General features: G+C 57.8%; 20 protein-coding genes. 7 read left to right on the forward strand and 13 right to left on the reverse strand.

Annotation, left to right across the window (positions count from 1 at the left end):
* Positions 1–35 precede the first annotated feature (35 nt).
* Genes fhuB through ONV78_RS27060 form a run of 4 tightly spaced genes read right to left on the reverse strand, consistent with a single transcriptional unit; the run spans position 36 to position 4608 of the window.
* Positions 36–2003, reverse strand: a complete 1968-nt coding sequence (gene fhuB, locus ONV78_RS27045; protein ID WP_279507638.1) for a Fe(3+)-hydroxamate ABC transporter permease FhuB — start codon at positions 2001–2003, stop codon at positions 36–38.
* Positions 2004–2041: 38 nt separating this feature from the next.
* A complete protein-coding gene (locus ONV78_RS27050; protein ID WP_279507640.1) occupies positions 2042–2998 on the reverse strand; it encodes an iron-siderophore ABC transporter substrate-binding protein in 957 nt (318 codons plus the stop codon).
* Positions 2999–3056: 58 nt separating this feature from the next.
* The gene (locus ONV78_RS27055; RefSeq protein WP_279507641.1) at positions 3057–3824 is read right to left on the reverse strand and encodes an ABC transporter ATP-binding protein; all 768 of its coding nucleotides are present in this window, start codon (positions 3822–3824) and stop codon (positions 3057–3059) included.
* Positions 3817–4608 (reverse strand): siderophore ferric iron reductase, encoded by a 792-nt coding sequence (locus ONV78_RS27060; protein WP_279507642.1) that lies wholly within the window; start codon positions 4606–4608, stop codon positions 3817–3819. The genes ONV78_RS27055 and ONV78_RS27060 overlap by 8 nt, the downstream gene beginning before the upstream one ends.
* A gap of 392 nt (positions 4609–5000) precedes the next feature.
* Here ONV78_RS27060 and ONV78_RS27065 point away from each other — a divergent pair, with 392 nt between their 5' ends.
* The 4 genes from ONV78_RS27065 (at position 5001) to upp (ending at position 10761) form a co-directional block, all read left to right on the forward strand.
* Positions 5001–7262, forward strand: a complete 2262-nt coding sequence (locus ONV78_RS27065) for a TonB-dependent siderophore receptor (RefSeq protein ID WP_279507643.1) — start codon at positions 5001–5003, stop codon at positions 7260–7262.
* 175 nt (positions 7263–7437) lie between these two features.
* A complete protein-coding gene (locus tag ONV78_RS27070; protein ID WP_279507645.1) occupies positions 7438–8757 on the forward strand; it encodes a GTP cyclohydrolase II in 1320 nt (439 codons plus the stop codon).
* The gene (locus ONV78_RS27075; protein WP_279507647.1) at positions 8757–10043 is read left to right on the forward strand and encodes a DUF1688 family protein; all 1287 of its coding nucleotides are present in this window, start codon (positions 8757–8759) and stop codon (positions 10041–10043) included. The genes ONV78_RS27070 and ONV78_RS27075 overlap by 1 nt, the downstream gene beginning before the upstream one ends.
* Positions 10044–10104: 61 nt before the next feature.
* A complete protein-coding gene (gene upp, locus ONV78_RS27080; protein ID WP_347815433.1) occupies positions 10105–10761 on the forward strand; it encodes a uracil phosphoribosyltransferase in 657 nt (218 codons plus the stop codon).
* A 33-nt stretch (positions 10762–10794) separates the two neighbouring features.
* On the opposite strand, the gene ONV78_RS27085 is transcribed toward upp, so the two are convergent.
* The 4 genes from ONV78_RS27085 to ONV78_RS27100 form a co-directional block, all read right to left on the reverse strand.
* Entirely contained in the window at positions 10795–12600 is a 1806-nt protein-coding gene (locus ONV78_RS27085; RefSeq protein ID WP_279507649.1) for a thiamine pyrophosphate-binding protein, read from the reverse strand.
* A gap of 239 nt (positions 12601–12839) precedes the next feature.
* Positions 12840–13229, reverse strand: coding sequence for a DoxX-like family protein (locus ONV78_RS27090; protein WP_279507651.1), 390 nt, complete (start codon positions 13227–13229; stop codon positions 12840–12842).
* Between the two features lie 31 nt (positions 13230–13260).
* The gene (locus tag ONV78_RS27095; protein ID WP_279507653.1) at positions 13261–13749 is read right to left on the reverse strand and encodes a thiol-disulfide oxidoreductase DCC family protein; all 489 of its coding nucleotides are present in this window, start codon (positions 13747–13749) and stop codon (positions 13261–13263) included.
* A gap of 6 nt (positions 13750–13755) precedes the next feature.
* On the reverse strand, positions 13756–14397 hold the full coding sequence (locus ONV78_RS27100; RefSeq protein ID WP_279507655.1) for a hypothetical protein: 642 nt from the start codon (positions 14395–14397) through the stop codon (positions 13756–13758).
* 166 nt (positions 14398–14563) lie between these two features.
* Here ONV78_RS27100 and ONV78_RS27105 point away from each other — a divergent pair, with 166 nt between their 5' ends.
* The 3 genes from ONV78_RS27105 (at position 14564) to ONV78_RS27115 (ending at position 16920) form a co-directional block, all read left to right on the forward strand.
* Positions 14564–15619, forward strand: coding sequence for a beta-galactosidase (locus ONV78_RS27105; RefSeq protein ID WP_279507657.1), 1056 nt, complete (start codon positions 14564–14566; stop codon positions 15617–15619).
* A gap of 107 nt (positions 15620–15726) precedes the next feature.
* Positions 15727–16269 carry a macro domain-containing protein gene (locus tag ONV78_RS27110; RefSeq protein WP_279507659.1) on the forward strand — a complete coding sequence of 181 codons (543 nt, stop codon included), beginning with the start codon at positions 15727–15729 and terminating at the stop codon, positions 16267–16269.
* A gap of 102 nt (positions 16270–16371) precedes the next feature.
* On the forward strand, positions 16372–16920 hold the full coding sequence (locus ONV78_RS27115) for an NAD(P)H-dependent oxidoreductase (protein ID WP_279507660.1): 549 nt from the start codon (positions 16372–16374) through the stop codon (positions 16918–16920).
* Positions 16921–16923: 3 nt separating this feature from the next.
* On the opposite strand, the gene ONV78_RS27120 is transcribed toward ONV78_RS27115, so the two are convergent.
* From ONV78_RS27120 to ONV78_RS27140, 5 genes are all read right to left on the reverse strand, one after another.
* Positions 16924–17472 carry a DinB family protein gene (locus ONV78_RS27120; protein WP_279507661.1) on the reverse strand — a complete coding sequence of 183 codons (549 nt, stop codon included), beginning with the start codon at positions 17470–17472 and terminating at the stop codon, positions 16924–16926.
* A 162-nt stretch (positions 17473–17634) separates the two neighbouring features.
* Positions 17635–18027, reverse strand: coding sequence for a hypothetical protein (locus ONV78_RS27125; protein ID WP_279507664.1), 393 nt, complete (start codon positions 18025–18027; stop codon positions 17635–17637).
* A 109-nt stretch (positions 18028–18136) separates the two neighbouring features.
* Positions 18137–18598 carry a SufE family protein gene (locus tag ONV78_RS27130; RefSeq protein ID WP_279507666.1) on the reverse strand — a complete coding sequence of 154 codons (462 nt, stop codon included), beginning with the start codon at positions 18596–18598 and terminating at the stop codon, positions 18137–18139.
* 64 nt (positions 18599–18662) lie between these two features.
* Positions 18663–19199 carry a putative Fe-S cluster assembly protein SufT gene (sufT, locus tag ONV78_RS27135; protein ID WP_279507667.1) on the reverse strand — a complete coding sequence of 179 codons (537 nt, stop codon included), beginning with the start codon at positions 19197–19199 and terminating at the stop codon, positions 18663–18665.
* Positions 19200–19204: 5 nt separating this feature from the next.
* Positions 19205–19570, reverse strand: a complete 366-nt coding sequence (locus ONV78_RS27140) for an iron-sulfur cluster assembly accessory protein (RefSeq protein ID WP_216738561.1) — start codon at positions 19568–19570, stop codon at positions 19205–19207.
* Position 19571 lies beyond the last annotated feature (1 nt).

Below are 19571 nucleotides of genomic sequence, written 5' to 3' on the forward strand. Positions count from 1 at the left end.
ACCGGTATTTCGCCAACAGGCAAGCAAAAATCGTTTTACGCTGCGCGTCGACGCGTCAGCAGGTAAATGAAGTAACCGCCGCCAAGCAAAGACGCGATTGCGCCAGCGGGCATTTGCGCCGGGTATAAAAGCGTGCGTCCCAGCCAATCGGAGAGAATCATCAGCAACGCCCCCAACAGAATGGCGAGAAGCAGTTGCTGCGGCGCTTTGCGGGCGCCGAGCATGGCGGCCATGTGTGGCGCAAGCAGGCCTACGAAGGCGACGGGGCCCATCACCGCTGTGACCAGCGCGCAGGCGAGGGAAGCCAGAAACAGTAGTGCCAGGCGGGCGCGTTTGACATTCAGACCACGGGCCAGTGCGACCTGATCGCCAGCGGAAATCAGTGTCAGCCAGCGGGAGCAAAGCGCGCATAACGTGGCGAGGACGATAACGCCGGTCAGCAGAAGCCAGGCTTTACCGTCGGTGGTTTGGTAAGTAGAGCCAGCCATCCAGCTCAGAATCGAATAGGCGCTGTCGCTGCCCTTGGCCAGGGCGAAACGCACGAGAGCGTCGATCAACGCCGCCAGGGAGATGCCGGTCAGCACCATAACGCCGGGGGCGTAGTGATGGCGGCGTCCCAGCAGCAATAGCAGCAAAAGTACTCCCAGGCTGCCGGCGAAAGCGATCAAAGGGCCAGCTTGATAGATCGAGCCGCCAAACGCCAACACGGAAAGCACTAATGTCAGCGATGCGCCGGCGGACATGCCCAGAATATCCGGGCTCGCCAGGGGGTTGCGAATCAATCGCTGAAGGATGACGCCCGCCAGCGCTATACCGCCTCCCGCCGCCGCCGCGGTGACAATACGCGGCCAGCGCAGAGAGAAAACCAGGTCGGACGGCCAGCCAAAGCGCCAACTGACGGAACCGGCCCCTTCTGGAGACCACAACAACGCTATCGCCGCTGTTGCAGGTACGGCCAGCGCCAGCATGATCAGAGCGGTTTTGGATAGTTTCATCACGCCGGCGGGCAGCTGTAGAGAGCTGTGATCGGCGGCGGTTAACTTGCGGCGGGTGAACCAGATTAATCCAGGCGCGCCGATTAACGCCGCCGCGGCGCCGCTGGGCACCAGATCGGTTGTCCATTGGCTGGCCAGCACGGCGATGGCGTCAGTCGCCAGCAGTAACAGTCCGCCCAGCAGCAGGCTGTACGCCAACTCATCGCCGGCGCGGCGCGCTCCCAGTGCGCGAGCAAGATTAGGCGTTAGCAGGCCAATAAAACTGATAACTCCTACGGCAGTGATAGAACACGCCACCAGCCAAAGCGCGGCGGGAAGCAGTAACGCCAGTGTGGCGAAAACGCCCATGCCGCGTCCTCGTGCGCCGGCCTCTCCGAGGCGCAGCAAGGTCAGGGGGCGGTGCGCGAAGAGCAGAATCAGCAGGGCGATGCTTAGTTTGGGCGCGAGCCAGACCACCCAGTTCCAGTCTGTTTGCGTCAAGTCCCCCGCACCCCAGATGAACAGGTTGCGCGCATACTGATCGTTGAGCAAAACGATAGCGGAAGCCGCTGCGCCCAACAGAATATTAACGGCCATGCCCGCCAGCACGACAGGCAAACCGGCCAAGCCTCCGCTGCCGGCGATCAATAACACCAGCGTGACGGAAAGGCTGGCGCCGGCCATGGCGATCCAGGCTCCATAATTCGCCATCAGGGCGGGCGCCCAGACGCTGGCGCAGACCAGCGCCAGCCAGGCTCCTGACGCGGCGCCCAGGGTCATAGGAGAGAGCAGGCGATTCTGGGTGATTTGCTGCAGAAGACTGCCGACCAGTCCCATTGCGCCGCCAACCAGCAAGGCCAGAAAGGCCCGGGGCAGGGTGGCGTAAAAGAACTGAAAGTCTTCGAACTCTACGGCTGCGCCGCCGCTGAGCAACGTCCACTGCACGCTGAGCGGCGGCGGAGAGCTAAGTTGCAGGTAGGCGAACAGCAGAACCGGCAATAACGCCAGGGTGACCAGGTAACGGCGCATACGACTTCAACCTGTAGCGATGAGCTGATCCAGTTTGATCACGGCGTTAGCGTTAATAAGGCGTCGGTGATGGATTCCGCCAGATATTGCACCGACAGCGGTCCGCCGTAAGTCCAGGTGGAGCGGGCGGCGGCGAAGCGTTCGCCGCGAACGAAGGGCATTGCCCGCCACAATGGTGTGGAGAACAGGTCGTCCGCCTGTTCGAAAGGCTCGATGTAAATCACCACGCCGTCTTTGATCCGCCCCAGGTCTGTCACCTTTTTCTGCGTAATGCCCCATTGGGTCGCCGACTGTGGCAGGGCGGGTTGCAGTCCCAGTTTGGCCATGGCGGCTTGCGCCATGGAGTTGTCGCCGAAGATGCGCAGGACCGAGGGCGTGGTGAAGCGCACTGCCGCCACTTTGGGCAAGTTGCCGTGATAGTGCGCCTTCAATTGCGCTTGCAGTTCGCCAAAGCGGGCGTCCATCGCGTCCAGTTTTTGCTTCGCCGTGGTTTCTTTCTCGAACAGGCGAGCCAGTTGCAGGAAGATCTGCCGGGAGACATCGAAGTTATCGTGGTCGGCGCGGAAAGAGTCGAAAAACAGCACTGGCGCCACTTGCTCCAGTTTTTCCACCATGCCTTCCTGCATGCTGGAAAGCAGAATCACATCCGGTTGCAGGGCCGCAATACGCTCCAGGTTAGGTTCGGAGCGCGTGCCTACGTCAGTGATGGAATCCGCCAGTTGCGGTCGCACCACCCACTCCTGATAGCCCTTGATATCGGCGACGCCGATCGGCGTGACGCCAAGTTCCACCAGATTTTCCGCCATAGACCAGTTCAGCGCGATAACCCGTTGCGGCGTTTGCGCGAATTCATGCTCGCCGCGACTGTCGCTGATGGTGATCGCCTGGGCGCAGACGCTGATCGTCAGCGCCAGGATAGAGGCGAGAGCAATGAAAGCGCGGCTCCGAGTGAGCGGGCGACGGGAAGGGCGAATCAGGTTGGAAAATAAAGTCATGGGCATACCCGGATGGAAGGCGAAGGGTTAATCGATGTGCAATAAGAAATCATGAATGTCAGGCCACGACCGCAATTTTGCCGTCCTGGCGCGGATGATCGACAAGGTCAATATCAATGCCGTACAACTCCCCTAACAGCGAAGCGGACAACAGTGACTCCGGCGCGCCGTCGAACGCCAGCCGCCCTTGTTTCAGCGCCACGATGCGGTCTGCAAAACGGGCGGCCAGATTGACGTCATGGAGGATGACGACAACGCCGCGTCCGTGTTCTTGATTGAGACGGCGCAGTAACCCCATCACTTCGTATTGATGGGATAAGTCCAGGGCGGAAGTGGGTTCGTCCAGCATCAACAACGGCGCCTGCTGGGCCAATAACATGGCGATCCAGGCGCGCTGGCGTTCGCCTCCAGACAGTTGATCCGTCAGGTGTTCCGCGTAGCGCGACACACCTGTCTGCGCCATCGCCGCCTCGATAATCGCCGTGTCTTCCTGACGCCAGCGTCCAAATGTCCCACGCCAGGGAAAGCGGCCCAGACGTATCAGCTCCCTGACATTAAGACCGGCGACTTCAGGTAGATTTTGCGGCAGAAACGCGATGTTCCTCGCCAGATCTCGTTGTGAATAATCGTTCAACGGGCGGTTTTGCAGTCTGATGACGCCGGAATCCGGCTGGATTTGCCGCGCCAGCAAATTGATCAGGGTGGATTTTCCAGACCCGTTATGCCCCAGGATAACGTTGAAGCGGCGCGGGTCCAGAGACAGCTGGGGCAGAGACAGAATGTCACGCCCATCGCGGCGCACGCGGATATCTTCCAGTTCAAGCATAGGCGTTCCATTCTTCCGTCAGTCGTTGTACGCGCACTTCCGGTTTTTGTTTCGGGCATGACGCGCACAGTTCGCCGTCCTGTCGCAGGTAGTGCAGACAACAGGCTTTGCGGTCCAGGGTCAGTTGCAGTCTTCCGTTATGTAGCGGAATGGGCGTCAGGCTGCTGTATCCAACAAGATCCATGGCCTTCAGCCAGGCTTGCGCCCAATGTTGGATCTCGTCGTTGTCTGGGGGGGCGCTTAGCAGGCTTAGGCGGGAGAGGGCGGATAACAGACTGTCCGCAACCAGACGTTTAGCGATCAGTGGTTTAACCTTGGCGATGCGGTTTAGCTGTTCCAGAAAGCCTTCGCACACTTGCGCCAGCTCTGCGCCGCTGAGTTCGATCAAGCGTTCGATGGCGGCGGTGGGCAAGGCCACGGGTGGCGTGCGAAAACCCGCTACTACGCCCTTGGCGTACTTCTGTCCCAGCTCGGATAAAGGCGCGGCGGCGCCGACGATATGCACTGCTGCAACCGCAATAAAAGTCGGTTGCCACACCAGCATGGTCCAACTGCGCACGGCCCAGTAAGGAGCGCCTGCTTCCGGGCAGGCATTGCGCCAGTAGTTGTGTAATTGCGTCAGAACTTCCTGATTATCCGCCTTTGCGCAAATCAAACCGGTGTTGTCGACGCTGATCTCTCCCGTCAATGCCGGATGCGCCAGCGCGGCGGCGCGCAGCAGCGCATCCAGCGGAACGGAAGCGGCGCCGGGCTGACAGTGGTGCATGGGCGATGATGGTCTCACGGGGTGATTGGGCTGTCCGAGTTAATGGCTGCGAATGATGGCTTACTCAATGTCGCCGATACCTGAGTGAGTTAGGCGGCCGGATGAGCGATGCGTTACGGCGACGTTTCTCTGCAGGTTGACGCGAAAATTAATTCAAATGATAATGATTTGCGTTTAGATTATCAAATATTGCATCGCCGTATTGGCCTGGACGCCACTCAGATTCCCACTCGTTATCAGCCTGACAATGAATCGACCGCTGATAGTCAGGCGCATGGATGCGCCTGTGCGGCGACATGCAGCGGAAAGCAGGCCTGGCCACTTGGCGTACGCAGGTCCTGTCATTTCAGACAAAGAGAAGGACGCTGTTTGTCTGCCAGATTAATTGCTACCTGAGAGGAACCCGCAGTATGGCGACGCAGCGTTGTCCCGGTAAATTTGCGCCCCGTTTATTCCCAATCTCTTCCCAAACTTGCAGCGCCAGACGATCCGTTCGTCAAGCGCCGCCCTATGCCGCCAACGGACTGGCGTACTGGGGGGCGGTGTTATCGCTGGGATTGCTGGCCTCAGGAGGCGTCGCGGCGGAAGATAGCGATGACGTACAGGTGTTGCAGCCGGTGACGGTAAACGCTAAGGCTGGCGGCGTCGCCCCGACGGAAGGCAGCGGGTCATATACAACTCGCGCCAGCAACACAGCGTCGCGGTTGGACATGTCGTTGCGGGAGACGCCGCAGTCGGTGTCGGTGATCACCCGAACGCAACTGCAGGACTTTGCGCTGACGGATATTAACGATGTGCTGGCGTACAGTCCCGGCGTCACCGTGGAGCAGGTGGAAACCGACCGCACCTACTTTACGGCGAGAGGCTTTGATATCACCAACTTTCAGCTCGATGGCATTGGCGTCCCTTTCGTATACGGCAATCTGTACGGCGATATAGATACTGCGATATACGATCGCATTGAGGTGCTGCGCGGCGCCAATGGGCTGATGACGGGCACAGGAACGCCCTCCGCCACGGTTAACTTCGTGCGCAAGCGGCCGACGGCGGACACTCAGGCTTCCGTGGGGATTTCTTATGGCTCATGGGATAACCGTCGTGTGGACGCGGATGTTTCCGGCGCTTTGCTGGATTCTGAGAGAGTGCGCGGCAGGCTGGTCGTGTCCTATCAGGATAAAGAGTCCTATCTGGATCGCTATGAGCAGGAAAAGACCATTTTTTATGGCGTGGTGGAGGCCGACCTGAATGACAGCACCACGCTGACGTTGGGTCACAGTCGCCAGGATACGCTTTCCAATAGCCCAATGTGGGGCGCATTGCCGCTGTACCGGACGGATGGTTCGGCGACGAATTACGATGCATCCGTCAGCACGGCGACGGATTGGGCGTACTGGGATGGACGTATCGACAGCTCTTTTGCTGAGCTGGCCCATGACTTCGCCAACGGCTGGCGTGTCAAAGGCGTGCTCACTCGTCAGCAGGTCAAGGCCGATACCAAGCTGTTTTATGTCTATGGGACGCCGAATCCGGATACGTCCGGGTCTGATCTTTACGCGTATCCCAGCCTGTACGGCTTTGATAACGAGCAGTGGATTGCAGATGTTTATGCGACAGGGCCATTTACCCTGGGAGGACGTGAACACGAAGCGGTGATTGGTTTGAACTGGTCTAAATCCAAGGTGTGGGACGAGTCTAAATATGGGGCGGGAATCGGGACGGAAATCGATGACATTGACGATTGGGATGGCAATTATCCCGACCCGGAATACAACGCAGGCGTAGCTGGCAGCGAATTCACCGATAAGCGCAGAAGCCTGTACGCCGCCACCCGGCTTAAGCCAATGGATCGCCTGACCTTGATCACCGGTTTCCGTGTGACGGACCTGGAGAGCAGCGGCGTCACCTACGGCGACAGCAAGAAAGAAACGCAAAGTGGAGAAGTGGTTCCCTATGCCGGCGTTGTGGCGGATATACATGAAAATCATTCGGTATATGTCAGCTACACCAAAATATTCGATCCCCAGTTCAAAGACGACATCGACCATAACCGCATCGCGCCAGTGAAGGGCGACAACATCGAAGCAGGGTTGAAGAGTGGGCTGTTCAACGAACGCCTCAATACCACCGTCGCTGTCTTCAAAACCGAACAGGACAACGTCGCGGAAGTGGCGGGCGTTTATCCTGGAACCAGCACGAATTACTACAAAGGCGTGGATGGCGTTTCCAGTCAGGGGTATGAGTTGGAGATCGCCGGAGAAGTGTCTCCCGGCTGGGAAGTGGCGGGCGGTTTCACGTATGTTTCCATCGAAGACAAAGACGGCGAGGACGCCAAGACCTATGTACCCAGGCGTATGCTGCGGTTGTCGTCCAGCTATCGCGTTCCCAGTCTGGAGCGCTTGAAAGTGGGCGCCAGTTTGAGCTGGCAGGACGACATCTACAGAGAGCAAGGCGTGGCTACGACGGGTCCTAATGCGGGCGAATCCATCCGCACCACTCAGGAGGATTACATGCTGGTCAACCTGATGGCGAAGTATGATTTTACGGATAACTGGAGCGCTACCTTGAATCTGGACAACATTACAGACGAAAAATACCTGAACAGTCTGTACTGGGCGCAGAGTTATTATGGCGCGCCCCGCAGCGCCAAGCTGACGGTTAACTGGACTTATTGATCGCTGCACAGTCTCCGGGCGCCGTTGCACAATGAATGCGCAGCGGCGTCTTTAATCCTCCGCCTTTTTGTTTTTCCCCCCTCCGCCGGAACCCTGTTGTCACTGTTCAACTCATTGATTTTAGTACTCGCATAGTACTCGCGCCCATTAGTTGACTGCTTGGTCAATTACTGGAATGAAATCTGCAGTATATTGGGTTTACAACCTCGACGACCTGTCGTCGATAGCTGAGGATGTGGCTATGGGGGTAGACCAGCAAGTGCGCGCGATAGCGTTGACCTCGCATACGCGCAATGGGGTGAAACATCCCGTCAAATGGGGGGCTGCGGATATTGGCGAACGTGGGCCGATTATTGGAACGCTGTCCAATCCCGCCTGCAAAAACACCATTGGCTCTCATGCCGGCGCTTATAGTCTGTATCGCGCCCTGGCGGTGGCGAAGGGCGATTTATCGCCGCTGCACCGGCCGGATCTTACCAATACGGAGCCTGTGATCGATTTGGGGTCGCACCCGCAATGGAGCGATGCGGACAAGATTGTCTCCCTCGACCCCTGGGGCCATCGCGTGGCCTCTGACTTCCAAACGCACCTGCAACAAGGGTTGGATATCCGACCCACTATCGCCGTCACCAAAGCGCGCATTGCGATTCCCGAAATTCAATATGCGGTGAAGCAAGGGCTGATTCCCGCCGACGGCAAAATATTGCTGGCGACCGGCGAAGCCAATGTCACCAAGGTCGCCATTGAGCCGGTTTGGCATCTGCCTGGCGTCGCGCGACGCTTGGGTGTGGCGGAGGCGACCTTGCGCAAGGCGATGTTTGAGCACACCGGCGGCATGTTTCCCGAGCTGGTGACGCGGCCAGACTTGTCGGTGTTTTTGCCTCCCATCGGCGGCGTGACGTTATATCTGTTCGGCGACCATACGGCTATCTCCGATCCCGAGCGGGAAGTCGCCTGCCGGGTGCACGACGAGTGCAATGGCTCCGATGTTTTCGGCTCGGATATTTGCACCTGCCGCCCCTATCTCACCCACGGCATCGAAGTGTGCATTCGCGTCGCCCAGCGCGGCGGCGTAGGGATCATCCTGTATAACCGCAAAGAGGGAAGAGCCCTTGGAGAGGTGACCAAGTTTCTGGTGTACAACGCCCGTAAACGGCAAGTGGGCGGCGACCGTGCGGACGCCTACTTTGAACGTACCGAGTGCATCGCCGGCGTCGAGGATATGCGCTTTCAGCCATTGATGCCGGACCCGTTGCACTGGTTGGGCGTGACGCGCATCGACCATATGGCGTCCATGAGCAATATGAAGTTTGAGGCGCTGACCAGTCAGGGCATCGAGATCGTCAATCGCATTACGATTCCTGATGACATGATTCCGGAGGACGCCAAGGTGGAGATCGACGCCAAAGTGGCGGCGGGCTATTTCTCACCAGGCGCTCCGCTTTCCAAAGACGCGCTAAGCGTTAAATCCGGCAGGGATCTGGAGGCCTATTGATGTCGAACTTGCAGGAAAACTTCGCGACGGCGCAGGAAGCATCCGTCTATACGGCAACGCAATTACACCTGTGGCGCGCGGAAACCGTGCGCTCGCGCTGCGGCGAAATCTTTGACCGCGCATGCGCTGGCGAGATGCTCGCATACGACTATCGGGCCGATAGAGTTGAAGCGGCGGCGGAGTACGTCATGGGCGTCATATTGGAGAATTACCCTGATCTGAACATACCTCCACACAGCCGCTGGCGTCATTTTTCCTGCGGTGGCGTGGACCGGTGGTCTCCTATCGCTGACGGCGCGGGAGATCTGAATGAGCTGAAAATGCGGGCGACGGAGCTAACCATAGTCAGCGTGCTGCTGGATGCCGGCGCTGGCGCCGATTGGCGCTATGTCGAGTCCGCCAGCGGGCTGACGTTATCCCGTTCTGAAGGGCTGGGGGCCGCCAGCGTGGCGCTTTACGCGCAGGGGGCGTTGTGCTCAGCGGGAACGCCTTTCCGAGTGGATGCGGACGGCTTAAGGAAATTGACGACTGCGCAACTGGCGGCCTGCTTTCAAGTCAGTGAACACAATCCGCTGATAGGTCTGCAGGAACGGGTGACCTTGTTGCGTCGATTAGGCGATGTTGTGGCGAGCGCGCCGGGCGTCTTCGGTGGAGAGGGGCGCCTTGGCGCCTTGGCGCTGTATCTGCAGGCGGCCAGTGCGACGGCCAGTGCAGCAAGAGGGGCCGGAGTTTCAGGCGGTTTGTCTGTGGACTTCGCTTTTCGTGAGTTGCTGAAACTGTTGTCCGGCGTCTGGCCAGTGCGAGACCCTGAGCTGGGCGCGCTCGGCGATGTCTGGGCGTACCCTGGCGTCGGAGCGAATGAGCTGGGCGCGGGGTTGATCCCTTTCCACAAGCTTTCCCAATGGATGATGTACTCCCTGACGGAAGCCTGGCGCATCTCCGGTATGGAGGTCATTGAGGACGATACGCTGACGGCGCTGGCGGAATATCGCAATGGCGGGCTGCTGCTGGATATGGGCGTGCTGGAGCCGAAAGATCCCGCCTTCGCGGCGACGGAGTATGAACCGGGTGCGCCGGAAGTGGTGGAGTTACGGGCGATGACCGTCGCTGTCGTTGATCAGCTCGCTGCGCGTTTGAATACGCAGCTTAGGGAGCGTGGCGTGGCGCTGACGATGTCGCAAATACTGGAAGGCGGAACCTGGAGCGCTGGGCGTAAACTGGCCTTCGCGCGCTCGCCAAACGGCGCGCCGCCAATCCGATACCGTGCGGACGGCACTTTATTTTGAGGCGAGGGAAGTCGCTGCAGACTTCCAACAAATCTATATCAGCAATGGTTGAGAGACAGCTATGACAATGACTTCATTAGTGGATAAACATCCCGGCGTGTACATGGTCAATCATCCCTTTGTGCAGCATAAGCTTACCAGTCTGCGTGACAAAAACACCTCCACCCGGGAATTCCGCATGCTGGTGCAGGAGTTGGGCGTATTGATTGGCTATGAAGCCACCCGCGACCTGGAGACGGAACTGGTGGAAGTGGAAACGCCTCTGGAGAAGACGATGTCGCCGACATTGAAAGGCAAGAAGCTCTGTATCGTCACCATCATGCGGGCGGGCAATGGCATGACCGAAGGCGTACTGCAACTGTCGCCGTCGGCGCGGGTGGGGCACATCGGACTCTATCGCGATCCGCAGACCAAAATGCCCATTGAGTATTACGTCAAGATGCCGCCGGATCTGGATCAACGGACGGTGATCTGCGTTGACCCCATGCTCGCCACAGGACACTCCGCGACGGCGGCGGTGCATAAAATCAAGGATCTGGGGGCGCAGGATATCCGCTTTATCTGCCTGTTCGCCGCACCGGAAGGCGTCAGCCTGTTTCGTGAAGAACACCCGGACGTGTCGGTATATGCAGGAGTGATCGACAGTCATCTGGATGACCATGCCTATATCCGACCCGGCGTGGGCGACGCCGGGGATCGGATATACGGCACGAAATAGCGCTTCGCTTTGTTCTTAACGGGCGACAGCGGATCAGGCGCTGGTCAATGTCGGCGCCCGGGGAGCGGGATGTGACGCCTCCAGGTTTTTAATGCGTTGTCCTATCGGCGGAGGGACTTCTTTGTCCACCAAGACATCCAACAGGACAGGCCCCGGGCGTTTAAACAGGGAGGCAATGTCCAGACGCGCCAGTTCTTCAAAGTCCCTGATGCGATAGGACTCCACGCCTAAGGATTGGGCGAGCATGGCGAAGTTGGTTTGCGGTAACTCATTGCCGAAACTCTTCATGCCGCGCATGCGTTGCCCGTGCATGACAGTGCCCAACACGCCGTTATTCAATATCAGAATCACCACGTTTAGGTTGTGCTGCTTGGCGACGGTGATTTCCTGCGCGGTCATCAAATAACTGCCGTCCCCGGTGATGCAAAGCACCGGAATATGCGGGTTGGCGAACTTGCCGCCGATGGCCGCGCCGATCGCCCAGCCCATGGCGGCGAATCCCATGGAGATCGGCATTTTATTCACGTCAATGACCGAGGCTGAGCGAGGATGCCAGTAATGGGTGGCCCAGAAAAAAGCGTTGCCGGCGTCCGCATAGAGATGCACGCCTTTGGGCGCGCATTGGCTAAGCCGCCAGAACAGTCGGCGCGGGTTGATAGGGGTAGTGTCGGTATTGCAGTCCTCGATATGCAGCACGCTGATATTTTTGGGCAGGTTGTTTTCATTGCGTAGGGCGGGGAGGATTTCTTCGCTGGCGTCCGCAGCGGGAGCGGCCTGGTTTTCCTGATTGAGATAGTCGAAGACGATGCGTGGACTGCCCATCAGATTCATTTGCGCCATATGGGATTTGGCGAGGTGCTCCGGATTGTTGTTGATGTGCACCAGACGCCGCGACAGGATAGTGCTGCCGTCCCAGCCGCAGGTGGCGTGCTCATCCAGATTGGCGCATACCACCATAATGATGTCCGCTTCCTCCGCCGTCAGGGTTTTGCGGGCGGACTCATGCCCCGCCGTGCCGAACACGCCCCGATACAGGGGATGATCAGCGGACATCAGGCCGCGCCCCATCGGCGTGGTGACGATGGGCCAGGCGCGTCGCTCCGCGTAACAGAGAATCTCCCGCATGGCGCCGGCGCATCCGTTGCCGATGACGATGACGCCGCGCTGGTAGCCTCGCAAGATGGTGTTCAGGCGTTGCAGCACGACTCTGTCCGGGGTGATCTCCTGTCCCAGAAAGGTATGCAGGGAGATGGGGTTGCGGCTGGATGGAATCGGAGTTTCGAAAATATCCAGTGGAATGCTGATATGCACGGGGCCTGGAGTCGGGCCGGTGGCGTGGCTCAAGGCCGCCAGCAGGTTGTGCTCCAGTTGTTCGGGATGAGATACCAGCGTGTTGTAGCGGGTGCAGCCCTTGAACATAAGTATGGTGTCGACGCCGGAAGCGCTGCTTTCCTGCATGGCGCCGCGGCCGAAGGTGCTGATGGTGCTCTGTCCCGTGATGACCAGCATGGGAACGCCGTCCACGAAGGCGTTGCTCACAGGCGTCAATAAATTAGTGCAGCCCGGGCCGGAGGTGGCGCTGCACACGCCGATGACGCCGCTCTCTCTGGCGAAGCCGTCCGCCATAAAGCCCGCACCGGCTTCGGAGCGCGTCAGTATCCAGCGTACATGGGTATTTTCCTCGTGGCGGGCGAGGGCGCTGCCCAGCGGGTCGATGTTGCCGCCGGACACGCCGAATACAAACGGCACTTTTAGCAGACTGAGATATTTAACGATTAATTCTGCGCAACTGATCGCGTTAGTCCGACCAGTTTGGGTAATAAGGGGTTTGGATTCCATGGGCGTTGTCCTGTGTTGAAAAAGTTAAACAACAGGCGCGAAACCCCACCTGGGCTCAATTTCCGGCATATCGGCGCGGAGCCCATCGGTGCGGCGTCTTTCTTGGGGGGGACTAGTGGGCTCGTTGACGCTATCGACGCGTTCAACAAACCCTACTCACAGACATCAAGCGCTTTTTTATCCCTAACAGCATAGCAAAAGCAGGCGGAAATCCAGGGCGGGAGAAAAATAAATTCCGCTTAGGGGATATTTTTGTGACTTTCTTTGCTTATCCAGGCGATCCAGACCAGCGCCAGAGTGGCGAGATTGACGGTCACCGGATTGAAGGCGTCCACCAATAAGCCTGGGGAAAACAACGCGACATCCGCCAGGAGACCGATCAGCGCGACGCCAGCGACCAACAGCGGAAGGCTGCTGCGCAGCGGCAGTGCGATCAGCAGCCCCAGGATGATTTCCGCCACGCCGCCGGCCATGGCGATCTGCGGGGCGTACTGGCCCAGGCCCTGGGCTTCAATCATGGCCAGCTCGGTTGGGCTGAGCCACAGTATTTTGGGAACAAGGCCGTGATAAAGAAAGACGCCGGCTACGCTGAGGCGCGCAACCCAGTGAATACGTTGCAATACATCCATTATGAGTACGTTCCTGTCCGCTCGTATTGAGTCATTTATTGGTTGGATTTTCGGCCAAGGGCTGCGTTGGCGCGCCTTGCAGAAAGCGGCTGTTATGGTCCGGCCTAGGCAGCAGACAATGATCATATTTGCCGAAGAGGCGATACCGGTTCTGAGCGATAAGATCGTAGCCCCAGTCCCTCAGAGCGCGCGGCAGTATGCGGAAAACTTTCAGGTAGCGCCAGGGCGCGGGAAATTGCGCAATGATGCGCAGGAAGGCTTCGGATTTCTCAAAGGCGCGGTCGCCTTCGACATAAAGCATGGTGTCAAAACGGTCCAGCGGCATGTCAAACCAGGCCAAAATCGCCTGTCCCTCAGGGGATTGCACGGAGGCCATTTTGAACTGTCTGCGCTTGTCGTATTTGATCAGGAATTTTGACCAGGCGTTACAGAGCTTGCAGACGCCGTCGAACAGGACGACCCGGTCGTCGCTTTGCATGTAGGGCGGCATGCTGGTTTGTGTTGCGGAAGGTTGCGTCATGGCGACTTACTCCGTTGCACTGGGCGCGCTCAACGGGCGCAGCCGGTAATACAGAATCGCATCGAAGGGATAGCCTTTTTGCGAGGGAACCCAGGTAGGATCTTGGTGAACGTCCGGGCCGCTGATCAGCAGTTTTTCGATGCTGGCTCCAGCGATTTCCACGCCGCGTGTGTGCAGTGTTCTGTTCCATGTGGTCGCAATAGGTTCGCCTGAGAGCACGTTGCTTACATAGGCGTAGGCGTTTGGCGCACTACCTTCGGACTTGTGCGGGCGCGCCTGGGCGGCGTTCCAGTTTTTATCCTGCTTCAGGGTGGAGACCAGATGGGCGCCGATCCAGTCGTAGTCGATCAGTCTGCCGATAATGAGGTGCTCAAGCTGAGCGTTTTCAGGCAATACATTCAGCGCAGTGTTCAATAGCGCGAGAGTCTCTTCTTGCGTGGCGCCGCAATAAAAGACGTCACCGTGGGAGAGACGGAACGTCAGCGTTTTGGCGCGGTATTCAATGCCGCCCTGACACTGGCCCATGTCGCCTGTCGCGATGGTCTCGGCGTGTGCGAATGTAGTGAGGAGAGTCAGCGCGCTCAGCGTCGCCATGCGTGACAACAACGGGAATCTGCGCTTGAACGCCCGGTAGGAAAAGGTCCCCATAAAACTCCTTGGAGAGGTCATTGCGGTCTTATGCCGTCAGTATGCCCCACTATTATGAGGCGACAAAGCCCGGCATTAAATCCCCTTAACAACCCGCCTTAGGCCTTTATTTTGCAGGAGGCCAGTTGCAGAATCTGACATAACGGATGGAGACAGGAGCGCTGTCATGGAACAGATTGGAAAACTCATCATTCTTTTGTCGGCACTGGCGGGTTTGATCCCTCTCACCGCTTGGGCGGGGGATGCTGGCGTCGCATCACAAACGCCGTCCACCTCAGTAAAAACGCCAGCACCCGATAAAGAAAAATTCGCGCCGCCACGGGGCATATTCAGCAGCCATGTGATAGGCAAGGAAGCAGATTCTTTACGCCCGGCGTTCGTGAAAGGGGGGCTGGTCAGAGTGTTCTGGTCGGATATAGAGCCCAGGCCCGGACAGTATGATTTCTCCGTCATCGAAGCGCAGCTACAGGGCGTGCGTCACTACGGCAAATTATGGTCCCTCGCCGTTTTGGCGGGCCCCCGGGCGCCGGACTGGCTGTTCGATGAGGGCGCAGGCTCCATGGAAATACGTTTTCGCGGAGAGCGCACGCGTATTGTTCCCTACTGGGATCTGCTTTTGCAAGCGCGCCTGAAATTACTGGCGGAAGCTCTGGGCAAGAAGTACGGGAACGATGAAACTCTGAAACTGGTGTATGTGCCGCAAGCCACCTCCAATGGCATTGAAGGCCACTTCAACGGCAACCGCTATGAAGACCTGCAACGTCAGGGCTTCACCCCCGACAAATGGGTGCGCGCGGCGGGAGAAGCCATCGACTCTTTTTACCGGGCGTTCCCGCAAAAATATCTCGCTTTCGAAGTGCATGAAATCGGCACGGTGGAAACGCCGGAACGCATCATGCGCCTGATAGAGAAGAACTACCGCGATCGGGTCGGCATCGCCGTCTGGTGGCTGTCAGGACGAGAAAACTACCAGAACGCTCTGCTGCAGGAAGTCCGCGACTTTCGCGGCTACAAATATGCACAAGCCATCGGACGCTCCGACCAGGGCCGCCGTTTCGGCGCCGGCGGCTACGGCGGCATGTTCGAGCAAGCTAAAAAACTCGGCATCCGCTATATCGAAGTCTGGAACTACGAAATCACCCGCAATCGCAACCCGGAAGTCACCCAATCCATTGAGGGGTTTAGCCGCAGTGAGGCGGTGCAGGTAGAGCCGGGAGCCTGATCACTGGTTTGCCCCGGCGAAAAGACATTCCCCCGATCTGTGCAATACTTGTTTATAGGAGCGTTTTTCAGGGTTGCATGTAGACAATATTGCACGGGGTGAGTGGAATGATTGAGTTTCTATGCGGCGACATCACCGAGTTGGAGGTGGACGCCATTGTTTGTCCCGCCCACAAATATCTCAGTAAAGGCCGGGGCTTGTCCGCGCAGATTTTTGAGCAGGCGGGAGAAGAGGCGTTGGAGGCGGCCTGTTCTCAGGCTGGGGAGTGTAAGGTGGGCGACGCTTGCCTGACGCCGGGTTTCAAGCTGCCCGCCAAACATATTATCCATACTGTGACGCCGCAGTGGACGGGCGGCGACCAATGGGGCGGTTCTGATCTGCATTTGTTGGCCAATTGTTATGAGAGCGTGGTTCGGCTGGCGCTGGAGCAGGGTGTCAAAACCATTGCTTTCCCCGCCCTCGGTGCGGGAACCAATAAAACGCCGCAATCCATGGCCGCCCATGAGGGTCTGGAAGTCTTGGTGAAATATGCGGACAGCTTTGAACGTCTGATCATCTGTCTGCACTGGGAAGCTGGACTGGACACCTGGCGGCGCACCTACGAGGATTTTTTCGCCAGAAGAATGGAGCGGTCCCGCAAGACCGGCTGAAGGCTGGCCATGTTCGCACGAGTCGTTAGAATAGGTCGCTCATAGGCGCTGCCTTAAGAGCGTCGTTGCTTGATTCGACTTGGCGGACGGGAAAACTGTACTGTGAAACCTCTTAACATTCTGGCCATCTCCGGCAGCCTCAGGAAGGTCTCCTATAACACCGCGGCGATAGAGGCCTTAAGCAGATTGGCCCCGAAGGACGTAACGGTGAAAGTCTATCAGGGGCTGGGCGAGCTGCCGCTGTTTAATCCCGACCTGGAAAATGAATTACCCGCTGCTGTAAGAGAGTTGAAATCCGCATTGGCGCAAGCGCAAGGATTGATTATCGCCAGTCCGGAATACGCCCATGGAATCAGCGGCGTTATGAAGAACGCCCTTGATTGGCTGGTGAGCGGCGAGGAGTTCGTATACTTGCCTGTCATGCTCATCAACACCTCGCCCCGGGCCAGCCACGCTCAGGCGGCATTGCGCGAAGTGGTCGCCACCATGTCCGGCCGCATCATAGACAACGCCTGTGTTTCCGTGCCTCTGCTCAGTTCAAATCTGGACGTGGAGGGGATTATGCAATCCCCTGAGATTGCCGGCCCCCTGCAGACGGGGCTGCAGCAGTTTGTCGTCGGAATTCACGCGCAGGCTGAAGCCGACGACTGAGCCTCAATCTGAAGGCGCGAGATTCGGGATATCAATCGCAAAATCAGTGATGCCGATATCCTTCCCAGCCTGTGACAACAGTGTGCTCGCCTGACCCCGATGATGCGTCTGGTGATTGAAGAAGTGCGCCAGCAGCTCGCCAAAGTTACGCACGCTTTTCCCGCCGGTCATGCTGCTGTAGTGGAGATTGAGAGCGTAGTCTTCTTCCGCTACTTCGTCGGTAAGCCAGCGAATGATCAGGGCGTCCAGTTGACGTCGCTTCTCCGATAGCGCATTGAAATCCGTATGTAAAATCTCACTCAGCGCTTTGGGCGTGGAGAACTGCGACAGTTCCTGCAGGGACTGGTAACGGTCGGAAAGTGATCTATATCGCCCCAGCCAGACCAGGTCCGCCACCATAATGTGGTTCAGGGTGCCGAGAATGGAACCGAAAAATGCTCCGGAATCTTGCGTCAGGATGCTCTCGTCCAGTTTTGCCGCCGCCGCATAAACCTGATTGTTCATGCGCTGGTTGTATCCGGCCATAAGTTGATAGTGTTGCTTGAATCCCATGGAGTGCTGCTCCTATTTTTATCGTCGTTTTTTCGTAGTCTAAGCAGAATGGGAGCATAGGCAAGCGTCTTGAATGAGGCCTTGCCTTTTTGCTGGGATAAGGGAAAGGCGGATAAAGTGTGGCGGATAAAGTAGAGAGGGCGGCTGGTGAGCTGTGCGGGGCTACTTGCTCCGTTGGGTCTCATCGATCAGTACGGTCTCTTGTTCTCCCGCATTGAGTGCGCGAAAGGGCGTTGTCAGCACGCCGCGGTATTGCAGCTCCCGCATGTAATCAATGGGAGACTTTTCCGTTTTGAAGGTGCCCCAGAATACGAAGCCGAGTTCATGCAGACGCAAGCAGATGTCCCTGAGGCGCTCGTTGTGGGTAAACACGTAAGTGGTGGGGCTGAAGGCGTCGTCAGCGGGATAGGGGATATAGTAAACGTTTGGCGTAGCGCGGCTGTGCTTGGAGGTTTTGTTGAGCTTGAGTCCCAACTGAGTCAGCAGCGCCTTATCAAAGTCTTGGGTTAGGGCGACTTCTATCTCGTCGTCAAAAATCCATTTAACCAGATTCATGGCGTTGCTCAGATTCCTCGCCTTGGATGATTAGCCGTCCACAACTGGTCGTCCACAACTAGCCGTCCGCAACTGGTCGTCCACAACTGGCCGTCCACATGGCTACCCGCTATAAAGCGCTGCGGGCGGCGTCCTGAATTTTTTTCACCATGGCGCGCAGACCGTTGCCGCGTGTGGGGCTCAAGTGGCGCATCAGGTCCAGCTCCGTGAACAGGGCGTCCATATCGAAGCCTACGATGTCCTGTGGGGACTTGCCGTTGAAGGCGCACATTACGACAGCGGCGAGGCCTTGTACGATCATGGCGTCGCTGGCGACCAGGACGTACATCTTGCCGGATGCGGTGTCCAGATGATGAATAAACCAAACCTGGCTCTGGCAGCCGTGCACAAAGTTTTCCTCTACTTTGTGCTCCGCCGGCATCGCGGGGACCTGTTTGCCCAGGTCAATGACGTAGCCGTAGCGCTCTTCCCAGTCATCCAGAAACTCAAAACTGTCTTTGATGTCTGCGATGGTGGTGTCTTTTCCCAGTGGGTTGGCGGTGAAAATATCGGCTTGGTCTACAGCGGTCATGGTTATTGGTTCTGTCTGCTTGATTCATTGTCTGCAGGCGGTGAACTTGGCGCCTGCGGTTAGCTTATAGCATGCCTAGTTCGAGTTTGGCTTCCTCGCTGAGCATGTCGTTGCTCCAGGGAGGATCGAAGACCAACTCCACTCGCGCTTCGTCCACATTGGGCACCAGCGTGAGTTTATGTTTTACGTCATCGGCGATGACGGGCCCCATACCGCAGCCGGGCGCCGTCAGGGTCATCTCCACATTAACGCAGTTCTTGCCGTCTTCTTTGCTGACGGCGACGTTGTACACCAGGCCAAGGTCAACGATGTTTACGGGAATTTCCGGGTCGAAAACGGCGCGTAATGCTTCCCAGACATGACGTTCGTTGACTTCGCCTTCCGTGATGTCGTCAAAGTTAAAGTCTGCGACGTTTTTGCCCAGCGCGTCTGCGTCTCTGCCCTCAACTCGGGCCAGGTTGCCGTTGACGACAACGGTGAACGTGCCGCCCAGCGCCTGGGTGATGGTGACGAATGTATCCGCCGGGATGGTGATCTCCGTGCCCGCAGGAACCAGTCGCGCGATGCAGTCCCGTTTGGTGAGTACAACCTCTCTTTCCATATCGATCAGGCGTCCTCTTTTATGGAAAAGCTTTCCCCGCAGCCGCAGGATGAGTCTACGTTGGGGTTGTTGAACTTGAAGGCGTAATTCAGGCCTTCTTTGACGAAGTCGATCTCAGCGCCATTAATATAGGGCAGGCTCTTGGCGTCAACATAAACAGGAATGTCGTCAGCGAGTACGAACTTGCGATCATCGTCGGAAGGGGCCTTAACCAGATCCACGATATATTTAAAGCCGGAGCAGCCGCTGGCTTTGAGGCCCAGGCGAAAACCCTGGACGTCGGGATGCTGGCGTAACTGCTTGCGGATGTGTTGAGCCGCAGCGTCGGTGATACGCAATCCCACTTCAGGCGTAAAGGTTTGCGCGGACATA

It is taken from the genome of Hahella sp. CR1 (assembly GCF_029813005.1).
Lineage (GTDB): Bacteria > Pseudomonadota > Gammaproteobacteria > Pseudomonadales > Oleiphilaceae > Hahella.